Annotated in this window: 18 protein-coding genes; 4 read left to right on the forward strand and 14 right to left on the reverse strand. The window is 72.5% G+C overall.

The window, feature by feature from the left end; translation table 11 throughout:
* Window positions 1-97: 97 nt before the first annotated feature.
* Entirely contained in the window at window positions 98-3,469 is a 3,372-nt protein-coding gene (locus ACYQ8Q_RS41880) for a S8 family peptidase (RefSeq protein ID WP_460072288.1), read from the forward strand.
* 72 nt (window positions 3,470-3,541) lie between these two features.
* Here the strand turns inward: ACYQ8Q_RS41880 and ACYQ8Q_RS41885 are convergent, their stop codons facing one another.
* The gene (locus ACYQ8Q_RS41885; protein WP_460072290.1) at window positions 3,542-4,162 is read right to left on the reverse strand and encodes an L-threonylcarbamoyladenylate synthase; all 621 of its coding nucleotides are present in this window, start codon (window positions 4,160-4,162) and stop codon (window positions 3,542-3,544) included.
* Between the two features lie 22 nt (window positions 4,163-4,184).
* A complete protein-coding gene (locus ACYQ8Q_RS41890; RefSeq protein ID WP_460072292.1) occupies window positions 4,185-4,778 on the reverse strand; it encodes a TetR/AcrR family transcriptional regulator in 594 nt (197 codons plus the stop codon).
* Between the two features lie 135 nt (window positions 4,779-4,913).
* Here ACYQ8Q_RS41890 and ACYQ8Q_RS41895 point away from each other — a divergent pair, with 135 nt between their 5' ends.
* Window positions 4,914-6,440 carry a helix-turn-helix domain-containing protein gene (locus ACYQ8Q_RS41895; protein ID WP_460073722.1) on the forward strand — a complete coding sequence of 509 codons (1,527 nt, stop codon included), beginning with the start codon at window positions 4,914-4,916 and terminating at the stop codon, window positions 6,438-6,440.
* 120 nt (window positions 6,441-6,560) lie between these two features.
* Here the strand turns inward: ACYQ8Q_RS41895 and ACYQ8Q_RS41900 are convergent, their stop codons facing one another.
* The 10 genes from ACYQ8Q_RS41900 to ACYQ8Q_RS41945 all read right to left on the reverse strand — a co-directional run bounded on the left by ACYQ8Q_RS41900 (window position 6,561) and on the right by ACYQ8Q_RS41945 (window position 15,088).
* Complete coding sequence (locus ACYQ8Q_RS41900) at window positions 6,561-7,778, reverse strand: cytochrome P450 family protein (RefSeq protein WP_460072294.1); 1,218 nt, start codon at window positions 7,776-7,778, stop codon at window positions 6,561-6,563.
* A complete protein-coding gene (locus tag ACYQ8Q_RS41905) occupies window positions 7,775-9,019 on the reverse strand; it encodes a cytochrome P450 family protein (protein ID WP_460072296.1) in 1,245 nt (414 codons plus the stop codon). Before ACYQ8Q_RS41905 ends, ACYQ8Q_RS41900 begins: the two co-directional genes overlap by 4 nt.
* Complete coding sequence (locus ACYQ8Q_RS41910; RefSeq protein ID WP_460072298.1) at window positions 9,016-9,663, reverse strand: GTP-binding protein; 648 nt, start codon at window positions 9,661-9,663, stop codon at window positions 9,016-9,018. Before ACYQ8Q_RS41910 ends, ACYQ8Q_RS41905 begins: the two co-directional genes overlap by 4 nt.
* Window positions 9,635-10,021, reverse strand: coding sequence for a DUF742 domain-containing protein (locus ACYQ8Q_RS41915; protein ID WP_460072299.1), 387 nt, complete (start codon window positions 10,019-10,021; stop codon window positions 9,635-9,637). The genes ACYQ8Q_RS41910 and ACYQ8Q_RS41915 overlap by 29 nt, the downstream gene beginning before the upstream one ends.
* Entirely contained in the window at window positions 10,018-10,440 is a 423-nt protein-coding gene (locus ACYQ8Q_RS41920; RefSeq protein WP_460072301.1) for a roadblock/LC7 domain-containing protein, read from the reverse strand. The genes ACYQ8Q_RS41915 and ACYQ8Q_RS41920 overlap by 4 nt, the downstream gene beginning before the upstream one ends.
* Entirely contained in the window at window positions 10,437-11,831 is a 1,395-nt protein-coding gene (locus ACYQ8Q_RS41925; RefSeq protein ID WP_460072303.1) for an ATP-binding protein, read from the reverse strand. Before ACYQ8Q_RS41925 ends, ACYQ8Q_RS41920 begins: the two co-directional genes overlap by 4 nt.
* Before the next feature lie 197 nt (window positions 11,832-12,028).
* Window positions 12,029-12,496, reverse strand: a complete 468-nt coding sequence (locus ACYQ8Q_RS41930; RefSeq protein WP_460072305.1) for a hypothetical protein — start codon at window positions 12,494-12,496, stop codon at window positions 12,029-12,031.
* A gap of 207 nt (window positions 12,497-12,703) precedes the next feature.
* Window positions 12,704-14,008, reverse strand: a complete 1,305-nt coding sequence (locus ACYQ8Q_RS41935; protein WP_460072307.1) for a DUF3500 domain-containing protein — start codon at window positions 14,006-14,008, stop codon at window positions 12,704-12,706.
* Between the two features lie 121 nt (window positions 14,009-14,129).
* Complete coding sequence (locus ACYQ8Q_RS41940) at window positions 14,130-14,498, reverse strand: ArsR/SmtB family transcription factor (RefSeq protein ID WP_460073724.1); 369 nt, start codon at window positions 14,496-14,498, stop codon at window positions 14,130-14,132.
* A 215-nt stretch (window positions 14,499-14,713) separates the two neighbouring features.
* The gene (locus ACYQ8Q_RS41945) at window positions 14,714-15,088 is read right to left on the reverse strand and encodes a roadblock/LC7 domain-containing protein (protein WP_055633293.1); all 375 of its coding nucleotides are present in this window, start codon (window positions 15,086-15,088) and stop codon (window positions 14,714-14,716) included.
* Window positions 15,089-15,308: 220 nt separating this feature from the next.
* Between ACYQ8Q_RS41945 and ACYQ8Q_RS41950 the strand changes: the two genes are divergently transcribed.
* A complete protein-coding gene (locus ACYQ8Q_RS41950; protein ID WP_460072309.1) occupies window positions 15,309-15,761 on the forward strand; it encodes a flavodoxin family protein in 453 nt (150 codons plus the stop codon).
* 7 nt (window positions 15,762-15,768) lie between these two features.
* On the opposite strand, the gene ACYQ8Q_RS41955 is transcribed toward ACYQ8Q_RS41950, so the two are convergent.
* The gene (locus tag ACYQ8Q_RS41955) at window positions 15,769-16,221 is read right to left on the reverse strand and encodes a hypothetical protein (RefSeq protein ID WP_460072311.1); all 453 of its coding nucleotides are present in this window, start codon (window positions 16,219-16,221) and stop codon (window positions 15,769-15,771) included.
* A gap of 410 nt (window positions 16,222-16,631) precedes the next feature.
* On the opposite strand from ACYQ8Q_RS41955, the gene ACYQ8Q_RS41960 reads away from it, so the two are divergent.
* On the forward strand, window positions 16,632-18,902 hold the full coding sequence (locus ACYQ8Q_RS41960) for a M4 family metallopeptidase (RefSeq protein ID WP_460072312.1): 2,271 nt from the start codon (window positions 16,632-16,634) through the stop codon (window positions 18,900-18,902).
* A 157-nt stretch (window positions 18,903-19,059) separates the two neighbouring features.
* Here the strand turns inward: ACYQ8Q_RS41960 and ACYQ8Q_RS41965 are convergent, their stop codons facing one another.
* The gene (locus tag ACYQ8Q_RS41965; RefSeq protein WP_460072314.1) at window positions 19,060-19,758 is read right to left on the reverse strand and encodes a hypothetical protein; all 699 of its coding nucleotides are present in this window, start codon (window positions 19,756-19,758) and stop codon (window positions 19,060-19,062) included.
* Window positions 19,759-19,761: the final 3 nt, after the last annotated feature.

A 19,761-nucleotide genomic window follows, 5' to 3' on the forward strand; every position in this document is an offset into this window, starting at 1 on the left:
GCGGTCCAGGCCCGGTCACAAGGCGACTGCACCCTCGTGGACCGTGATCATGTACGGCCTCCCCACAGCCCTTTCCGAGATGAGACAGGTGATCAGCATGTCCGGGTCCCCCAGCAGAGGCTTACGCGTGGCGGCGGTGATCGCCATGGCCGTCGTCCTGGCCGCGACCGGCACACCGGTCATGAGCCAGACCCTCGCGGCGGCCGCCGACGCGTCGGCCGGGCGGAGCGCGCGAACGGTGACCCTGATCACCGGTGACAAGGTGACGGTCGCCCCCGACGGTTCCGTCGCCGGGATCCAGCGGGCCGAGGGGCGGGAGAAGGCGTCCTTCCAGGTCCGCACGATCGACGGGCACACCTACGTCGTTCCCGGCGACGCCGCCCTGGCGACCGCCCGGGGCACCCTCGACCGGCGGCTGTTCGACGTGACGCAGCTGCTGGCGGACGGGTACGCCGACAAGAACGGCTCCGATCTGCCGCTCATCGTCACCTACACCGGGGGCGGGACGCCCGCCGCGAGCGCCTTCCGCCCGGCACGGGCCCGGGTGAGCAGGACGCTCGACGAGGTCAACGGCGTGGCGCTGCGGGCGGACCGGCGCGGGGGAGCCGCGTTCTGGGACACCTTCACCGACGGCGGCGACCGCGGCGAGGGCACCGCGCGGCTGGGCGGCTCACCCGCGGTGAAGAAGGTCGAGAAGGTCTGGCTGGACGGCAAGCGCAAGGTCAGCCTGGACCGGAGCGTGCCGCAGATCGGCGCGCCGGCCGCCTGGGAGGCCGGGTTCGACGGCACGGGCGTCAAGGTCGCCGTGCTGGACACCGGGGTGGACCGCACTCATCCCGACCTGGCGGGTCAGGTGATCGCGCACCGGAACTTCTCCGATCCCGCCTCCGAGGACACCGTCGACGCCAACGGCCACGGCACCCATGTGGCCTCCACCATCGCCGGTACCGGCGCCGAGTCCCAGGGGAAGTACAAGGGCGTCGCGCCGGGCGCCCGCATCCTGGACGGCAAGATCCTGAATGACCAGGGCTACGGCTGGGACTCCGACATCATCGCGGGCATGGAGTGGGCGGTCGCCGAGGACGCCGATGTCGTCAGCATGAGCCTGGGCGGCACCGACACCCTGGGCGTCGACCCGCTGGAGGAGACGGTCAACCGTCTCTCCGCCGAGTCGGACGCCCTGTTCGTCATCGCCGCGGGCAACGCGGGCTACGCCGGCGAGAGCACCGTCGGATCGCCCGGCAGCGCCGAGTCCGCGCTGACCGTCGGCGCGGTGGACAAGGACGACCAGCTCGCCGACTTCTCCAGCCGCGGCCCGCGCGTGGGCGACGGCGGGCTCAAGCCGGACCTGACCGCACCGGGTGTCGACATCACGGCCGCGGCCTCCACCACGAGCGACATCGAGGACCACTACCCCTCCGGGACGCCCGGCTACGCCACGCTGAGCGGCACCTCGATGGCCACCCCGCACGTCGCGGGCGCCGCCGCCCTCCTGGCGCAGGAGCACCCGGACTGGACCGGTGAACGGATCAAGGCGGTGCTGACCGGCTCCACCGAGCCCGGCCCGTACAGCGCCTACCAGCAGGGCACCGGCCGCACGGACGTGGCGCGCGCGATCGGGCAGACCGTCGTCGCCGAGAACGGTCCGATCAGCTTCGGCCGCCCCGCGTGGCCGCACACCGACGACCAGCCGGTGACCAAGGAGATCACCTACCGCAACCTCGGCACCGAGCCCGTCGTCCTGGACCTGTCCATGGACGCGCTCGGGGTGGACGGCAAGCCCGCCCCCGACGGCCTGTTCGCCCTCTCGGCGCGCCGGGTGACCGTCCCCGCGGGCGGTACGGCGCATGTCGCGGTCACCGCCGACACCCGCGTCGGCGGCGAGGTGTTCGGCTCCTGGGGCGGCTCGGTGACCGCGGCCTCGGCGGACGGCACGACCTCGGTGCGCACCGCCTTCGGTGTGGAGCGCGAGGCCGAGTCGTACAACCTGACCGTGAAGATGCTCGACGACGAGGGCAAGCCGTCCGGCAACGGCTACACGATGATCGACGGCCGGGACCGCGCCTACGCCGGCGACCTCGCCGAGTCGGACGGTGAGGCCACCATCCGCCTGCCCAAGGGCAGCTACGCCCTCACCGGGCTGCTCGGCGGGGCTGACGAGTCCGCCGCGGACTCGTACTTCCTGGCGCCGGCCGTGGACCTGGACAAGGACACCACGATCGTCATGGACGCCCGCGAGGCCGAGTCCGCGCGGATCACCCTGCCCGACGCCGAGGCGAAGAGCACCCACGCCCAGCTGATGCCGGGCTACACGAACACGGACGGGACGGCCCTCGACGCCATCTCCGTCTTCGCCTTCCCCGACTTCCAGAGCTTCAAGGTCGGGCAGATCGGCGACGAGACGCCGAAGGACGTGGCATACGCCCAGTACAGCGGCTTCTGGACACGTGAGGACGCCGACGGGCGCGCCGTGACCTACCGCATGGCGTGGAACCGCACGGGGTCGCTCGGCGGCTTCAGCACCGAGGTCCGGCGCGAGGACCTCGCCAAGATCGACATGACCTTCGGCTCCCCTCTTCAGGACACCGGGGTGGTCTTCGCGATGCCCTACTCGCCCGACGAGCGGATCGCGGCCGACTTCAGCACCCCCGTCTGGCGTGACCTGCCGGAGCGGAGCACCGAGTACGTCCTCGGCAACGGCGTGAAGTGGGCGTACGCCGCGCAGGGGTGGAATGCGCTGTCCTCGTTCCAGGGGCAGTTCAGGGCGTACGAGCCGGGCAGGAACTACACCAGGAGGCTCAGCATCGGTGTCTTCGGTCCGTCCCTGCCCCCGGCCCAGGGGGAACCGTCGGACCTGTATCCCGGGCTCGCGCGGCGCGGGAACACGATCAGGGCGTCCCTGCCCCTGTTCGGCGACGGCGAGGGGAACGTGGGATCCAGCGCCTACACGCTGGACGCCTCGCTCCGCGCCGACGGCGAGGAGATCCCCGTCCACGGCGACCCGCTGTACCGGGCCGAGTACACGGTCCCGGCGGGGGACCACGGGTACGCGCTGAGCCTCGACGCGACCCGGGACCCCGGGATGTACCCGGTCAGCACCCGGGTGCGGGCGCGGTGGACGTTCCGCTCGGCGGAGGTGGCCGAGGACAGCTGGACGAGGCTGCCGCTGTCCGTGGTCCGGTTCTCCCCCGAACTGTCGCCGACCAGCACCGCCAAGGCGGGGGAGCGGTTCGAGGTGCCCTTCACGGTGGAGGGCGCGGCCGACCGGCGGACCGTGAAGAAGCTGACGTTCGAGGTGTCGTACGACGACGGCGGGACCTGGGCCCCGGCGCGGACCGTGCACGGCGACCGTCTTTCGCTGAAGCACCCCGCCGAGCCGGGCACCGTCTCCCTGCGGGCCAGGCTGACCGACCGTGACGGCAACACCCTGGTCCAGACGGTGGACCGGGCCTACCTCACGGTCCGGTAGGCGGAAGACCGCACGGCGTGTCCGGGACCTGTCCGCGTCCCGGGCACGCCGTTGCCGTCGCGGGCCGTGGGCTCACTCGAACCGCGAGGCGTCCCCGGCCCCGTGCCGCACGACCACCGCCTCGCCCTCGGAGAAGTCGATGACCGTGGTCGGCTCGGTGCCGCAGTCCCCGGAGTCGACCACCCCGTCCACCACGTGGTCGAGCTGGTCCTTGATCTCCCAGCCCTGGGTCATCGGCTCGTCCTCGCCGGGCAGCAGCAGGGTGCTCGACAGCAGGGGCTCGCCGAGCTCGGCGAGCAGGGCCTGGGTGACGACGTGGTCGGGGATGCGGACGCCCACGGTCTTCTTCTTCGCGTGCTGGAGCATGCGCGGCACCTCCCTCGTCGCCGGGAGGATGAAGGTGTAGCTGCCCGGCGTCGATGCCTTGATCGCGCGGAACACGTCGTTGTCCAGCCGCACGAACTGCCCGAGCTGGGCGAAGTCCCGGCACACGAGGGTGAAGTGGTGCCGGTCGTCCAGTTTGCGGATGGACCGGATCCGGTCGATGCCGTCCTTGCTGCCCAGCCGGCAGCCCAGCGCGTAGCAGGAGTCCGTCGGGTACGCGATCAGCGCGTCCTCCCGGATCGCCTGCGCGACCTGTGCGATGGTGCGCGGCTGGGGGTTGTCGGGGTGCACGTCGTAGTACTTGGCCATTGGCCGAGCTTATCCGTGGGCCCTAATCCGCGGGCCGGCCGAGCAGATGCACCCAGCTGTCCGTGAGGAGACCCAGCGCCATCTCCGGGTCGCTCTGCCAGCCGTGCCGCATCCACTGCCGCGCCAGCCGGTCGAGCTGGGCGAGCGCCAGGAAGCCGCGCAGGCGCCGGGAGCCCGGATCGAACCGGCCGGCCCCGTCGAGAGCGGCCCGGACGTCGGCGACCAGCCCCTCGAACCGGCCCTCGACCAGCTCGCGCACCTCCGGGTCCACGGCCGCCGCCTCCTCCGCGGCCAGGACGTAGGACCGTATCCCCGGCCAGCGCCAGGCCGTGGCGGCCAGCCAGGCCCCGATGCCGTCCCGCCCGCCCTCGCGCACGACGTCGACGAGACCCTCGGTGTCCTCGGCGGTCAGCTCCGCCAGCTCGCCGCAGAGCGCCGTCATCAGGGCCGTGCGGGAGGGGAAGTACGCGTAGAAGGTCACCCGGGTGGTGCCCGCGGCCCGCGCGATGTCGTCGACCGTCGTCCCCGCGTAGCCACGCTTCCCGAACAGCTCCAGCGCCGTCGACAGCAGCAGCCGACGGGTCATCTGCTTCTGGGCGGCACGCAGCTGGGCCACGCCCCCATCGTACGGCGCAACCCCCGCGCGCCGGGACGGCGGCATCGGAGCCGGCGGCGGTGTGAGGTAACGTCCCCGACCGAAATGACTGGTCCCGGCCCCGAGCGGGCCGGGCGGGACGAGGAGAGCACGCGCATGGCCGGCCGGGACGACGGGAACCGCCACACCGAGGCGACGGACGGCACGGACTCCTCGTGGGCGCAGGAACTGCTCGACCACCTGCGCCCCGCCGCCTCCGGCGCACGGCGGGTCGTCGGCTGGCTGGCCACCACCCTCGACGCGACGGTGTCCCTCCTGGACCGCGGCGGCGAGCCGCTCGCCGGGCAGCGGATGCCGCTGGACGAGGACCTGTTCGGCGACCTCGTCTGCGGTCGCCTCGCCTCCGCCGCCTGGGAGGGCGACGGCCGCCATCTGCGGCTCGTCCGGGTCGAACTCCCCGGGCCCGGCACGGCAGGCGTCCTCGCCGTCAGCCGGACCGCCCCCTACGACCGGCGCGCCGCCGACATCCTCCGGCGCGCCGCGAGCGTCCTGGAACTGCTGCTGCGCGCCCAGCAGACCGTGGCCACCGGCGACCGCCTCGCCCGCGCCACCGCCGACCTGCGCCTGGCGATCCTGCAACTGCTCATGGTCGAGGACATCGTCGCCGCCCGCCGGGTCGCCGCCGGACTCTGGCCCGGCCTGCTCGACACCGAGACCGCGTGCGTCTACGTCGTGGAGACCAGCCCCGCCGACCGTGACCGCCTCGCCGAGGCCTGCGTCGAGGCCACCGGCGACGAGGCCCTCGTCGTCCGCTGCCCGGCCATGGACGGCCATGTCATCGTCGTCGTCCCCGACGACACCACGGCCGCCGCGCTGCGCAGGGTGTGCGACCGCACCCCCGACGCCCTGCTCGGCGGCAGCGCCCGGCAGAGCCTCGCCGGCACCGCCACCGCGTACGGGCAGGCCGTCAGCGCGCTCGCCGTCGCCCGCTTCCGCCCCGACCAGACCGCCGTCTACGCCGAGCGCACCCACCCCGAACGCCTGATGGACCCGGACATCCTGCGCTCCTGGACCACCCGGCTGCTGCGCCCGCTCGACACCCTCCCGCACCACACCCGCGCCGAGCTCCTCGCCACCACCCGCCTCGGCCTGGAGTTCACCGCCGTCAGCGCCGCGAAGGTGCTCGGCGTCAGCCGCAACACCGTCCGCGCCCGTATGGAGCGCGTCGAGAACCTCCTCGGCACCGACTTCTCCGACCTCACCGTCCGGGCCACCGTCCACCTGGCCCTCAACACCGAGGTCGCCCTGACCGAGGGCACCACGGGCCGGCCGGCCGCCCCCGCCCGGCTCGGCGACCTGCTCACCGAACCCGCCCTCGGCACCTGGGCCCGCGACCTGCTGGCCCGCCTGGACACCGACGCCCGTGACCTGCGCCGCACCCTGCGCGCCTGGATCGCCGCCGGAGGCAACGCCGAACGCGCCGCACAGCTGCTCGGCGTGCACGCGCAGACCGTGCGCGAGCACGTCCGCAGTGCCGAACCCGTCCTGGAACGCCAGCTCCTGGCCTCCGGCAGCGACCTCTACGAGGTCGTCCTCGCGCACCTCGCCACCCGCGAACTCGACCAGCCCGACCTGCGCGGGGACCGGGAATCGGGCCATCCGGACTCACCTGTGCACAAGTGAGTCCTCAACGCCCGCGAACGGGCATCGCCACGATTCACATCCCCGTCCCGCGGCACGTAGGTTCGGGGCACCGCGGGGGTGCGACCGGCACGGGGGTCTGGTCGCACCCCACGGGTGTGCTCAGCCGCGCAGCCGGACGGGGATCGCCTGCCAGCCGAACGCGATGAACGACGGCACCTGCTCCAGCTTCCCCTCGACAGCGGTCAACTCCGGGAACCGCTCGAACAGGGTGCTCAGCGCGATCGACGCCTCCATCCGGGCCAGCGGCGCCCCGATGCAGCGGTGCACCCCGATCCCGAACGACAGATGGTCCTCCGCCGCCCGCGTCGCGTCGAACACGTCCGCGTCCGGGCCGTAGTGCGCGGGGTCCAGATTCGCCGCCGCGTACGTCGTGATGATCGCGTCCCCGGCCGGGATCGTCACCTCGCCGACCTTCAGGTCGCTCACCGCGAACCGCAGCGGCAGCGAGGCGATCGACGGGTGCGCCCGCAGCGTCTCGTCGATCACCGCGTCCCAGGAGATCTCCCCGGCGCGCACCGCCGCCAGCTGCTCGGGCCGCCCCAGCAGCGCCACCACCGCGTTCCCCACCAGGTTCACGGTCGTCTCGAACCCGGCCCCGATGACCAGCAGCAGCGTGTACAGCAGCTCCTCGTCGCTGAGGCGGTCCCCGTCCTCGTCCCGCACCCGGATCAGCTCGGTCGTCATGTCGTCGCCCGGATGCTCCGACTTGTGGGCGATGAGCCCGCCCAGGACCGTGCCGATCTGCTCCTGCACGAACGCGGCGTGCTCCGGGCTCGGGTCCGAGGTGTCCATGATCGCCGCGATCAGCCGGCCGACGGCGTCCCGCATCTCCTCCGGCACCCCGAACAGCTCGCAGATGATCCGCATCGGCAGCGGATGCGCCAGCCCGGCCTTCAGGTCCACCACCTCGCCGCCCCGCTCCAGCTCGTCCAGCAGCTCGGCGGTGATCGCCTCCACCCGCTCCCGCAGGGCCTCGGTGCGCCGGTGCGTGAAGCTCGGCGCCACCAGCTTGCGCAGCCGGGTGTGGTCGGCGCCGTACGTCGACAGCATGTTGACCACACCGACCCAGCCGAGGATCCAGCCCCAGGACAGGTGCTCGCCGAGCTCCGGCCACAACCGCCAGTGCCTGCGCGGGTCCTTGCTGACCTCGGGGTCGAGGATCAGCTGTTTCAGCGTGTCGTACCCGGTGGGCGCCCAGGCGGGGATACCGCCGGGCAGCTCGACGGGCACGACGGGGCCGAGGGCACGCAGCCGGGCGCTCTCGGCGGTGATGTCGGCGCCGAGCGGGTCGAGGGCGATGCGGTCGGTCACGGTCACGAAGGCACTCCTGGCTGGTCGGAAGAGGGCGAACGGGGGCTGAAACGGACGGGCAGGGCGGTCAGCGAGCGGTGGAACGGCCCGGGCCGCCAGGACAGCCGCGCCCGGGGCAGCACCGGTTCCAGGTCCGGCAGCCACTGGGTGAGCTGCTCGATAGCCTCGGTGACGAGCAGCAGCGTGTGCTGCTTGACCGGGCAGGCGTGCGCGCCCGCGCCCCACGACAGGTGCGAGGCGTCGTTCGGATGCCGGCCCTCGGTGACCTCCTGTTCCGAGAAGTGCCCGAGCGCCCCGTACGACACCACCACCGGCACCGCGTCCCGCAGCCACACCCCGTGGAAGGAGACCGGTCTGCGCGCGTAGTAGATGCCGTAGTTGGCCAGCGGGGTCTCGTGGTGCAGCACCTCCACCACCGCGTCCAGCACCGGACGGGCGCCGCTGGTGAGGGTGGAGTAGTAGGCCGGGTTGCCGAGGATCCGGGACAGCGTGTTGGACAGCAGGTTCGCGGTCGGCTCGTAGCCGGCCCCGAGAGTGAGGAACACCTGCCAGGTGACCTCCTCGCGGGTGAGCCGGGCCGGATGGTCCAGCAGCCGGCTCGGCAGATCGTCCCCCGGCGTCCGGGCCTTGGCGTCGATCAGCTCCAGGACGTACTGCGCGTACCGGGCCTCGCCCTCGGCGGCCCGCGCGCCGCCCTCCATCATCGTGCCCAGGCTCTCGTTGAGCCGGTCGCCCTCGTGGTCCGGCAGCCCGAACAGGTCGTTGAGCACCAGCGCCAGCAGCGGTCGCGCGAAGTCCCCCACCAGATCGGCCTCGCCGCGCGGACCGATCCGGCCCGCGAGCAGCCGTACCGCCCGGTGCACCCGGCCGCGCAGATCGTGCGGCTCCACCAGGTCGAAGACATCGATCAGCGTGGTGCGGTAGCGGACGTGGGCGGCGCCGTCGGAGAACAGCGCGTTGGGCCGCCAGCGCATCATGCCGAGCACCGGCGAGTCGACCGGGACGGTCGTCTCCCAGGCCCTCGGGTCGTGCGAGAACGTCTCCTCGTCGTGCAGCACCTCCAGCGCCGCCCGCCGGTCCGTGACCACGTACGCCGGCACCCCGGGCGCCAGCTCCGCCCAGCCCACCGGACCCTGGGCGCGCAGCGCGCCGTAGTAGTGGCGCGGGTCCGCGGCGAAGCCCTCCTCCCACAGACGCACCGGCGCCGAGCGCGAGAAGTCCCGCTGGTCCGGGGGATAGGTGGTCACCGGGCCTCCACCGGGTCACGGGTGAGCAGATGGTCGACCAGCGCCAGCAACGCGTCGATCGAGGAGTTCGCGTCCCGGGCGTCGCAGGTCACCATCGGGGTGTCCGCCTCCAGGTCCAGGGCCCGGCGCAGCCGCTCCACCCCGTGGTGCCGGGGCGCGTCCGGGAACTCGTTGAACGCCACCGCGTACGGCAGTCCGCTCTCCTCGACCAGCCCCAGCACGTCGAACGAGGCGTCGATCCGGCGGCTGTCCACCAGGACCAGCGCGCCCAGCGCCCCGTAGGCGATGTCGTCCCACAGCGCCCGGAACCGCTCCTGGCCCGGCGTGCCGAACAGATACAGCACCACCCCGCCGGGCAGGCTCACCCGGCCGAAGTCGATCGCGACGGTCGTCGTCGTCTTGTCCCGCACCCCCGCCAGATCGTCCACCTGCGCGGACGCCTCGCTCAGATGCTCCTCGGTGTGCAGCGGCCGGATCTCCGAGACCGAGCCGATCAGGGTCGTCTTGCCCACCCCGAACGGCCCCGCGACCAGGATCTTCACCAGATCGCGGGCGGTGTCGGGGAGATGGACGCGCTCCGTCTCGCCGGGCGCGCTGGTCGTGCCGGAGGGTGCGCTAGTCGTGCTTGAGGGCGCGGAGGCCATCGGCCACTCTCTTCAGCAGGTCGGGGTCGAACCGCCCGGCGGGCGGGATGGGCGGCCGGGCGAGTACCAGGCGCCGGTCTTCGAGGTCGGCCGCCAGCACCCGCACCGCGGACACCGGCAGCCGCAGCAGCGCCGCCGCCTCCACCACGGCCAGCGAGCCGCCCTCCAGGGCTTCCAGCAGGGCGAGTCCGGCGGCGGGCAGTCCCTCGGGCAGTCCTTCGGGCGGGCCCTGGGGCAGCGGTTCGCCGGTGAGGGCGAGCACCGTCAGCCGCTCCATGTGCGGGCGGCTGGGCCGGGCCACGCCCCCGGTCGACAGATACGCGGGGACCAGGGGGCGGCCGGCCGGACGCCCGGTCATGTCGACGCGTTGTCGTCGGCTCCTCTGGGCGCGGCCGCCATGGCCTTCTCACCCAGTCGCGCCACCTGGGAGTGCACCCGGTGCGCCAGCAGGTCGAGGCGCGCCTCGACCCCGCCGTACGCGGCCACACAGGTGCCATGGTCGGTCGGCACGATGAGGACGTACCCGTGGTCGGACTCGATGACGATCTGCCGGACCTCCGCCCGTTCCCGGTCGGCGAAGGCGGCCGCGGCCGTCCGGCACGCCCCCTGTACGGTGCTGGTGATGGCGGCCACCCGTTCGGCCGACGGCTGCGACAGCGCGTCGGTGTACCCCGTCACGAGGCCGTCCCGGGTGAGCATGACGGCGGCCACCACGTGCGGCACCTGCAGGATCGGCTCCAGCACCCATGCGGTGTCGCCCGTGTCGCGGCTGGTCATCGGGCCGCTCCTCCTTCTGCGTGGTCGGTCTGGTCGGTCTGGTCGGTGTCGTCCCCGGCCCCCTGCCCGGTGGCCGGCTCGTCCGCGCCGGAGCGGGCCGCCGCGGTGCCGGACTGGAGCGCGCCGAGTGCGGCGGCGGCCTCCTCCGGACGGCGGGCCGGCCGGACGGCCGCGGAGTCCTCGGTCACGGCCGCGCGGGAACGGCGGCGGCGCTGGGGCAGGCCGTCGGCGTCCCGGGAGCCGTGGTGCCCGGCGGGCTCCGCGTCCTGGTTCTCCGTTCCGTACGTGTGGGAGGGGGAGTTGCGTTCAGGAGCCGTCCGGCGCGTGGTGCGCGGGGCGCTGGCCGCCGGGGGCCGCTCCTCGGGGTCGACCTTGCTGAGCAGATGGCTGTCGACGCGCAGCACCGCGCGCACCCCGCCGTAGGGGGAGGCCGAGGAGACGTCGACGCCCAGGTCGAACTGGCGGGTGAGGCGGCCGATCGCGGCCAGTCCCATGCGCGGCGGATCGCCGAGTCCGGCCAGCAGGATCGGCTCGTCGCCGGCCACCAGCCGCTGGGCGCGCTCGCGTTCGTCGCGGGTCATGCCGAGGCCCGCGTCGTCGATGGTGACGCACACCCCGTGATGGACGTGCTCCAGGCCGACCACGACGTCGGTGTCGGGGGAGGAGTGCCGCAGCGCGTTGTCGAGCAGTTCGGCGACGATGATCGCGACCGGCTCCACGGCGTGCGAGACGAGGGCGGTGCCGGGCTCCAGATGGTTGTGGACCCGCACCCGCTGGTAGCCCGCGAGCCGGGCCTGGCCGCCGGTCACCGCGTCCACGACGTGGGACTCCTCGCGGGCGAGCCCCACCCAGGCCCCGCAGACCACCGCGGTGACCTGGGCGCGGCGCAGCGACTGCTCGTTCTCGTGGTCGAGCCGGAACAGGGTCTGGGCCAGCTCCGGGTCGTCGTAGCGCTGCTGCAGCACGCGCAGGGCGTCCTGGAGGCGGTACAGGGCCGCCTGGATCTCCCGGGTGGCGCCGCGCATCCCGGCCTGCGCGGCGGCGTCGACCCGGGTGCGCTGGGCGAGCACCTCGGACTGGAGCGCGAGCAGCACGTTCTCCAGGGCGATGCCGAGCGGGGTGCCGACGGTCAACGGCTGGAGCGGGCCCGGGACATCGAGGTGCCGATGGGCCACGTGGCGGGCGGCGGCGGGCACGCGGTGCGCCGCCAGATGCTCGACCTCGGCCGTGAACGCCCGCACCGTCCCGTCGAGTTGCGTGCGCAGGGCGGCTATCTCCGCGTGGGCGCGGGCACGTTGCCGCCGGGCCCGCAGCAGGCCGCTGCCCAGGGCGAGCGCGGACAGTGTGCCGACGGCCAGACCGCCGGCCACCAGGTCCGGTAATTCGATCATCGATTCGGGTTCCAGAAGGGGTCGCATGGGGGTACTCGCAGCACAGTACACACCGTCATTGGCCGCTCTCGCACGGTTGGGCGAGACTTCACCGCGAAAGTGACCGGCTTCTGTTCGGTTCTGCGTCGAGTGCCTGAAATGCCGTTGCCCGCCAGTGAGTTGAAAACCCCGGGAGCGGCTCCGTCCTGGGCGACGCGCTAGTCTGCGCCGAGTGGGGTCAGCACGGCCAGGGTGCCGTTGGCCTGGCGCAGCGCCAGTTCCAGCATGCCGGGCGGGTGCAGGGCGCCGGTGCCGTCCGGTGGCACGAGCCACTCCAGGAACCGGGCCGGCCGGTACGGCGGGGGCACCGCGACCCAGGAGCCCCGGCGGGCGTGCCGCAGCCCCGCCCCGATCCACCGGCTGCCCGGGTCGGGCGGCAGGAAGAAGCCCACCCGGTGGGCCGCCGTGTCCACCAGGGTCGGCCCCGGCACCGGCAGCGCCGGCTGCCACAGCAGATCCAGCGTGAGCAGACCGAGCCGGTCCGGGACGCTCAGCACGTCCCAGTACCGGCCCGCCTGGAGCAGGGCGATCCCGTCGCCCTGGTCCCACTCGCGTTTGCAGACCCGAGGGTCCGTCGCGGCGGCGGAGAGCCACTCCACGCCGCGTTCCCACATCGCATCGCTCATCGTCCGGCTCCGTGTGCTGTCCCCAGGACCCGGCGATGGACCAGCGCGGCACCGGGCAAGGCCGTCGGCCGCACTGTGCCGACTCGGCATATGCATGCTGGTAGATATTTCTACCTGGCGGAAGGGGTGGCGGACCGTGGCGTTTTGGTCTGTTTCGTTCGATTCTCGCGCCGGTGTTCGGGCGGGAGTGGCGGTTCGCGTCCTGTCCTAGTGGTCGTTCTCCAGGTGCAGCTTGAGCAGGTCCACGCCGTAGTCGCCGCCGTTGGGGGTGCGCACGATGGTGTGGATGTGGTGCTGGCTGGGGTTGCGGTTCTGGGTCTCGTAGGCGATCGGGGACTGGGCGTCGTACTCGATCAGGACCACCGGACTGTGCACGCGGTAGTAGAAGGCGGAGGAGTCCTCCGTCTCACCGATCCAGTAGAAGTAGGTGTCGTCGAGGTGCTTCTCGACCTCCGTCATCTTCACCTCGGCGTGGCCGTCGTCCAGGTTGCCGACATAGACGCGGACGAGGTCGAGGAGGTGGCTCCTCTGCGCCTCGGTCCAGTCCTTCGCGGCCAGCCCCTGGTAGGCGAGCTGGGCGTTGTCCTGTCCGGCGCCGGCCTTGAAGTTGTCGCCGGCCTTGGTCTCCGAGGAGACGGCCTTCTTCCGCTGGGCGGCGGTCAGCGACCGCAGCAGCGTCAGCCCGGCCCTGGTCTCGGTCCTGAAGAGGGTGATCTTCTCGCCGTCGTAGGTGGCGGAGGTCGGCTCCGAGCCCATGAAGGTCGGGGTCATCACGACCTGGTCGCCGAGGACGAAGTAGTTGATGGCCAGGTGGTGGCCCTCGTACTGGAAGCCCCAGGGCTTGGTGGTGGACGGGGTCCCCATGAAGGTGAAGAAGTACGCGCCCTCGGTCAGGGTCTCCTTGCCGCCGCCGCTGTACTCGCCCAGGTAGCCGTTGAGTTTCATGATGTTGCGGGACTGGGTGAGCCCGTCGGCGGACAGGGCGGCGCCGAGCAGGGCGTAGCCGAGGTCGCGCTGCTTCTCGGTCAGGTCCCCCATCCGGGCGCCCTGGCGCTCGTACCCGTCGACGTTGCTCCACTTCAGCCACTCGTCGTCGTCCACGTCGAAGACGGACGCCTTGCGCTCCTTGCCGGTCAGCCCGTCCAGGAAGGCCTGCGCGGCCTGGACGACCTTGTCGGTGGAGACGTCGGTCGAGTGGACGGAGTACAGGTCGTCGACGACCTTGCCGTCCGTGGTGACCCCGACGAAGTCCGCGTACGTGACCTCACTCGCCCCGGGGCCCATGCCCCCGGCGCCGCCGCCGGGTCCTCCGGACGGCATGCCCGAGGGCATGCCGCCGCCCGGGCCGCCGTACGAGGCGGAGGCCGCCGTGCCGGAGGAGTTCGAGGAGCATCCCGTCATCGTCGCCACGGCGGCGACTCCGCCGGCGAGCAGCGCCTTGTTCATGAACCAGCGGCGGCTGCGCTCGGCTTCGGGGGTGCGGGGGCGGTGTCCGTGGTCGTGTCCGTGCATGCGGTCGAGGCTCCAGGGCCCACCTGAAGCGAACCTGAAGACGACCGCACCCCTGCCGGCGCTCCCCGTGACGACGCCCGTCACCTCCGCCGCCGCATCCACCGCCCCGTCCTCTCCGCCGTCACCCCCGCCGGCCACCGCCCTGCGGCACCGGCAGCGGCGGATCCGCCTGGCGCAGTTCGGCCAGCAGCTCGTTCTGGCCCGCCAGGAGCTCGGTGAGGATCCGGCGGGCCGCCCGCAGCAGTTCGGCCACGTCGCCGCCGGCGAGCGCGTAGCTCACCGTCGACCCCTCCCGGATCGACACCACGATCCCGGAGCGGCGCAGCACGGCCAGCTGCTGGGACAGACTGGACGGTTCGATCTCGATCTCGGTGAGCAGGTCCCGTACGGGGACGGGGCCGCCCTGCAGCAGTTCGAGGACCCGGATGCGCACTGGATGCCCGAGCATGCGGAAGAACTCGGCCTTGGCCTGATAGAGGGGGACCTGCATGGTCAATCGCTCGCTCCTGCCGCGTTCGCCGGATGGTTCCCGCCCGCGCGGCGGCCCGGCGTCGTACGCCGCCGCGCGTGGTCCTGCGTCGGGATCCCGCTCCCGATCCTCCTGGTTGGGGGCTCCGCACACCCGTGTGATGCGCTGATCTGGATGTGTCGAGATGAAGAAATCTTCAATTCGTGGGCGTGCGAAGCCGAGGACCGTGGAGGTGTCTACACCTCGATCTCGTTCTCGATGCGCTTGAGCTGGTGGCGGGCCATGGCCAGGTTGGAGCGCTCCCGGTCCAGGACGAGATAGATGAACAGCCCGCTGCCCGTACGGCCCTTGACGAGCCGGATGAGGTGGTACTGGCTGCCCAGGGTGATCAGGATGTCCTCGATCTCGCCCTTCAGGCCCAGGTGTTCCATGGTGCGCACCTTGGCCCGGATCACATCGGTGTTGCCCGCGGCGGCGACGGCCAGGTCGAGGTCCTTGCCGCCGCCCATCGTGCCCAGGGCCATCCCGCTCGTGTAGTCCACGACGGCGGCCCCCATCGCGCCCTCCACCGCGGTCATCATCTCCTTGAGAGAGATCTCCACATTCGCCATGGCGCTCCTCCTGCCGGTTGCACGGGCCCGGACTCCTCCGGCCCCGCTGGTGCATCCGAACGTACGGACCGCGTCCGCCGCGAGGGCCGTGTGCTCCGGGACTGGCCCAAGGACGTTCGAAACACGAAGATCCACGCGACTTTTTGACCGCCGGGATGTGGGAGTTGACCGGGTGCTCCTCACTTGCGGTGGGTCGGTCCAGCGGGCAGGGTTCCGTGGCGTGGCCACCCTGCTGATCGTTCATCACACCCCGTCCCCCCACTGCCAGGCGATGTTCGAGGCGGTGCTCTCGGGGGCGACCGACCCGGAGATCGAGGGCGTACGGGTCGTACGGCGGGCCGCCCTCGCCGCCACCGCGTCGGACGTCCTGGAGGCCGACGGCTATCTGCTGGGCACCCCCGCGAACCTCGGGTACATGTCGGGCGCGCTCAAGCACTTCTTCGACCAGGTCTACTACCCCTGCCTCGACAGCACCCGGAGCCGCCCCTTCGGCTATTACGTCCACGGCGGCAACGACGTCACCGGCGCCGTACGCGCCGTCGGGACCGTCACCACCGGACTGGGCTGGCGCAGCGCGGCCGACCCGGTCACCGTCACCGGGGAACCGGGCAAGGCGGACCTGCGGGCCTGCTGGGAGCTGGGCGCGACGGTGGCCGCCGGCCTGATGGAGTGAGCCGGGCTCAGTTCCAGAGCGGGTAGGTCACCACGCGCGGGAAGTGGTCCGGCCGGGCCCCGGTGTAGGTGAGGGTCATCCGGCTGTAGTGCTGCACCTGCGGGTGCTTCTTCCACGGCTTGGGATGGTCGAGCCTCACCTTCACGGCGTACGGGTGGAAGTGCCCGGCCGCGCAGTACGGAACGCAGTCGTTGACGACGTTGACCCCGCTCGCCCGTGCCGTCCGCGTGCCCCAGTGGCGCCAGTGCAGCGAGGTCAGCCGGCTGTTGCCGTCGCCGCAGGCCAGCACGAAGGCGCTCGGCCGGACCTGCGCGTGCCAGAAGCAGTCCACCAGCACCGGCGCGGCCACCTGCCGCGCCCCGGCCGACGGCGCGCCCGGCGTGGCCGAGGCGGTGCCGATCGCCGCGGTGAGTCCCAGCGCCGCACAGAGCATCACCGCTGTCCTCGTGAGGTGTCGCATGTCGGCTCCCGCCCGCCCGTCCCGGGACCGGGTGCGTCCCGGGGACTTCGGTACCGACCGTACGACGATGCGCGCAGGACGACCACTCGAACGGAGTAGCGCCGACCCGCTCGGCGCAAGCCGCCGAGGACGGGGCGGCCGAAAATCTGCGTTCACGGGGCCGAATCCCCAGTCGGGCATGGTCATTTCCGGCCGAAGTTTTGGCATTCCCATGACAAAGCTGTGCACGCGGTGCCACTCTGCTGCGGGCATTCACCGTTCCTTCACACGCACCTCACTAGGTGGATGCCCTTCCACCCCCCACCTCCTTCCACCCGCCAGTCGTGCAGCGCTCCGGACCGGCCCATCCCGTCGGTCCGCCCCCCATCGGCCCCCACCAGGGGCCGACCGTCGCACCGAAGGAGAACCCGTTGCCCCGGCGACACCATGCCACCCCCCGGCGCAGACGCGCCTCGCTCATCGCCCTCACCACCGCCGGCACCCTGCTCACCCTCGGGATGCAGACCGGCGCCGCCTCGGCGGCACCCACCGACCCCGGCCCCGGCAGGATCTCCGCCACGCCCCGGGCCGGCGCCGAACCGACCGCCCTGTCCCCGGCCCGCCGCGCCTCGCTGATCAAGAGCGCGCAGACCGCCGCCGGCTCGACGGCCAGGACACTCGGTCTCGGAAGCCAGGAGAAGCTGGTCGCCAAGGACGTCATCAAGGACGCCGACGGCACCACCCACACCCGCTACGAGCGCACCTACGGCGGACTGCCCGTCCTCGGCGGTGACCTGGTCGTGCACGACAAGAGCGGCCGCACCACCGTGACGAAGGCGAGCGGAGCCACCCTGAAGGTGTCCTCGCTGACGCCGAAGCTCTCCGCCTCGAACGCCGGCGACAAGGCCCTCGCCGCCTCGAAGAAGGCCGACGTCAAGGGCTCGAAGGCCGAGAACGCGCCCCGGCTGGTCGTCTGGGCCGGCACCGGCAAGCCCGTCCTGGCCTGGGAGACGGTCGTCGAGGGCGTCCAGAAGGACGGCACCCCGAGCGAACTCCAGGTCGTCACCGACGCCACCACGGGCAAGCAGATCCAGGCCGCGGAGAAGGTGCACACCGGAACCGGCACCGGCCAGTACGTCGGCACGGTCCCGCTCGGCACCACCCTGTCCGGATCGACGTACCAGCTCACCGACCCCGACCGCGCCGGGCACAAGACGTACGACCTCAACCAGGGGACGTCCGGCACCGGGACCCTCTTCACGGACGACAACGATGTCTGGGGCACCGGTCTGCCGTCCAACCGCCAGACCGCCGGTGTCGACGTGGCCTTCGGCGCCGCAGCCACCTGGGACTACTACAAAGAGGTTTACGGCCGCAACGGCATCCGCAACGACGGGGTCGCCGCCTACAGCCGGGCCCACTACGGCAGCTCCTACGTCAACGCGTTCTGGCAGGACAGCTGCTTCTGCATGACGTACGGCGACGGCTCGGGCAACACCCACCCGCTGACCGCCCTCGACGTGGCCGCCCACGAGATGAGCCACGGCGTCACCGCCGCCACCGCCAACCTCACCTACTCCGGTGAGTCCGGCGGCCTGAACGAGGCGACCTCGGACATCTTCGCCGCGGCCGTCGAGTTCTACGAGAACCTCCCGGCCGACCCCGGTGACTACCTGGTCGGCGAGAAGATCGACATCAACGGCAACGGCACCCCGCTGCGCTACATGGACAAGCCCTCCAAGGACGGCTCCTCCCGCGACAGCTGGAGCTCCACCCTGGGCAGCATCGACGTCCACTACTCCTCGGGCCCCGCGAACCACTTCTTCTACCTGCTCTCCGAGGGCAGCGGCGCCAAGACGATCAACGGCGTCTCCTACGACAGCCCGACCTCCGACGGCCAGGCCGTGACCGGCATCGGCATCACCAACGCCGCCGCGATCTGGTACCGGGCGCTGACGACGTACATGACCTCGTCGACGAACTACGCCGGCGCCCGCACCGCCACCCTGTCGGCCGCCGCCGACCTCTTCGGCGCCTACAGCCCGACCTACCTCGCCGTCGCCGACGCCTGGGCGGGCATCAACGTCGGCAACCGGATCGCCCTCGGCGTCAACGTCGCCCCGATCGCCGACCAGACCAGCGGCATCGGCCAGGCGGTCAGCCTCCAGGTGGACGCCTACACCACCAACTCGGGCGCCGGCCTGACCTACGAGGCGACCGGACTGCCGGACGGGCTGAGCATCAGCGCGAGCGGTCTGATCACGGGCACGCCGACCACCCTGGGCACCGGTGACGTGACCCTCAAGGTCACCGACAGCACGGGGGCGTCCGTCACGGACACCTTCAGCTGGCGGATCGCGTACATCTACGCCAACGCCACCCGGGTCGACATCCCCGACAACGGCGCCGCCGTCGAGTCCCCGGTCACCATCACCGGCCGCGACGGGAACGCCTCCGCCACCACCTCGGTCTACGTCAACATCGTCCACACCTACCGCGGGGACCTGACGGTCGACCTCGTCGGCCCGAACGGCACGGTCTACTCGCTGCTCAACCGCAGCGGCGGCTCCGCCGACAACGTCGACCAGACCTTCACCGTGAACGCCTCCGCCCAGCCGCTCAACGGCACCTGGAAGCTCCGCGTCCAGGACCGCGCGTCGATCGACGTGGGCTACATCCAGAACTGGCAGCTGACGCCCTGATCAGGGCCCTCTGATCCGGGCCCTCTGATCCGGGTCCTCTGATCCGGGTCGTCCCCTGACCTCGGGCGGCGCAGCCGAGCCGAGGCCGGGGGAACGCTCCACGACCGCCGCCGCCCGGGCCCTCCAGGTTCCGGGCGGCGGCCCGTGCCGCCGGCCCTCACCGCTGGGGAGCGGCGTCCGCCGCGAGCTGGGCCAGCGGAGTCCCGCCCGCCCACAGCAGCAGCCGGGGGCCGTCGATCAGATACGTATGGCTCTGGCGCGCGGCCCACACCTCGTCCCGATGGGTGAACGTGCCCCGGTGCACCACCAGCCGCAGCGCCGGAGCCGCCCAGCCGCGCGCCGCCGGCCGCGTCCGGCAGGAACAGGCCTCGTCCTCGTCGGGCAGCGGTTCGGCCACCGGACGGAACGCCACGTCCAGCACCCGCCCCCGGCCGTCCCGGGCGGCGAGATGCAGGGCGTCGTGGCGCGGCGGCGGCAGCACCCGCCAGCCGTCCCGCCGCAGCATCCGGGCCACCGCCGCCACCAGCGCCGGCATGTCCAGCTCCGCCAGCTCCTCCGGGGTGTAGCGACCGCCGCGCCGCCGGGAGTACGGCCGGGAGCGGCGCCGTACGGCGCCCCCGACGACCCCCAGCACCACCAGGACCGGGACACAGGCCCAGGCGCCGAACCGGCGGGAGACCAGCACCAGCCCCACGACCAGCGCGCACACGGCCAGGATCAGCAGGGCCAGCGCGGGCAGGACCTCCCGCAACCGGGGCCCGTCACGGCCCGCCGCCCGCAGCTCCCGCACCGCGCGGCGCCGCCGGTCCCGCCCCGACTCGTCCTCCGGTAATCGCTCCAGCCCGTCCGCCGTCACGGT

Source organism: Streptomyces sp. YKOK-I1 (genome assembly GCF_054660435.1).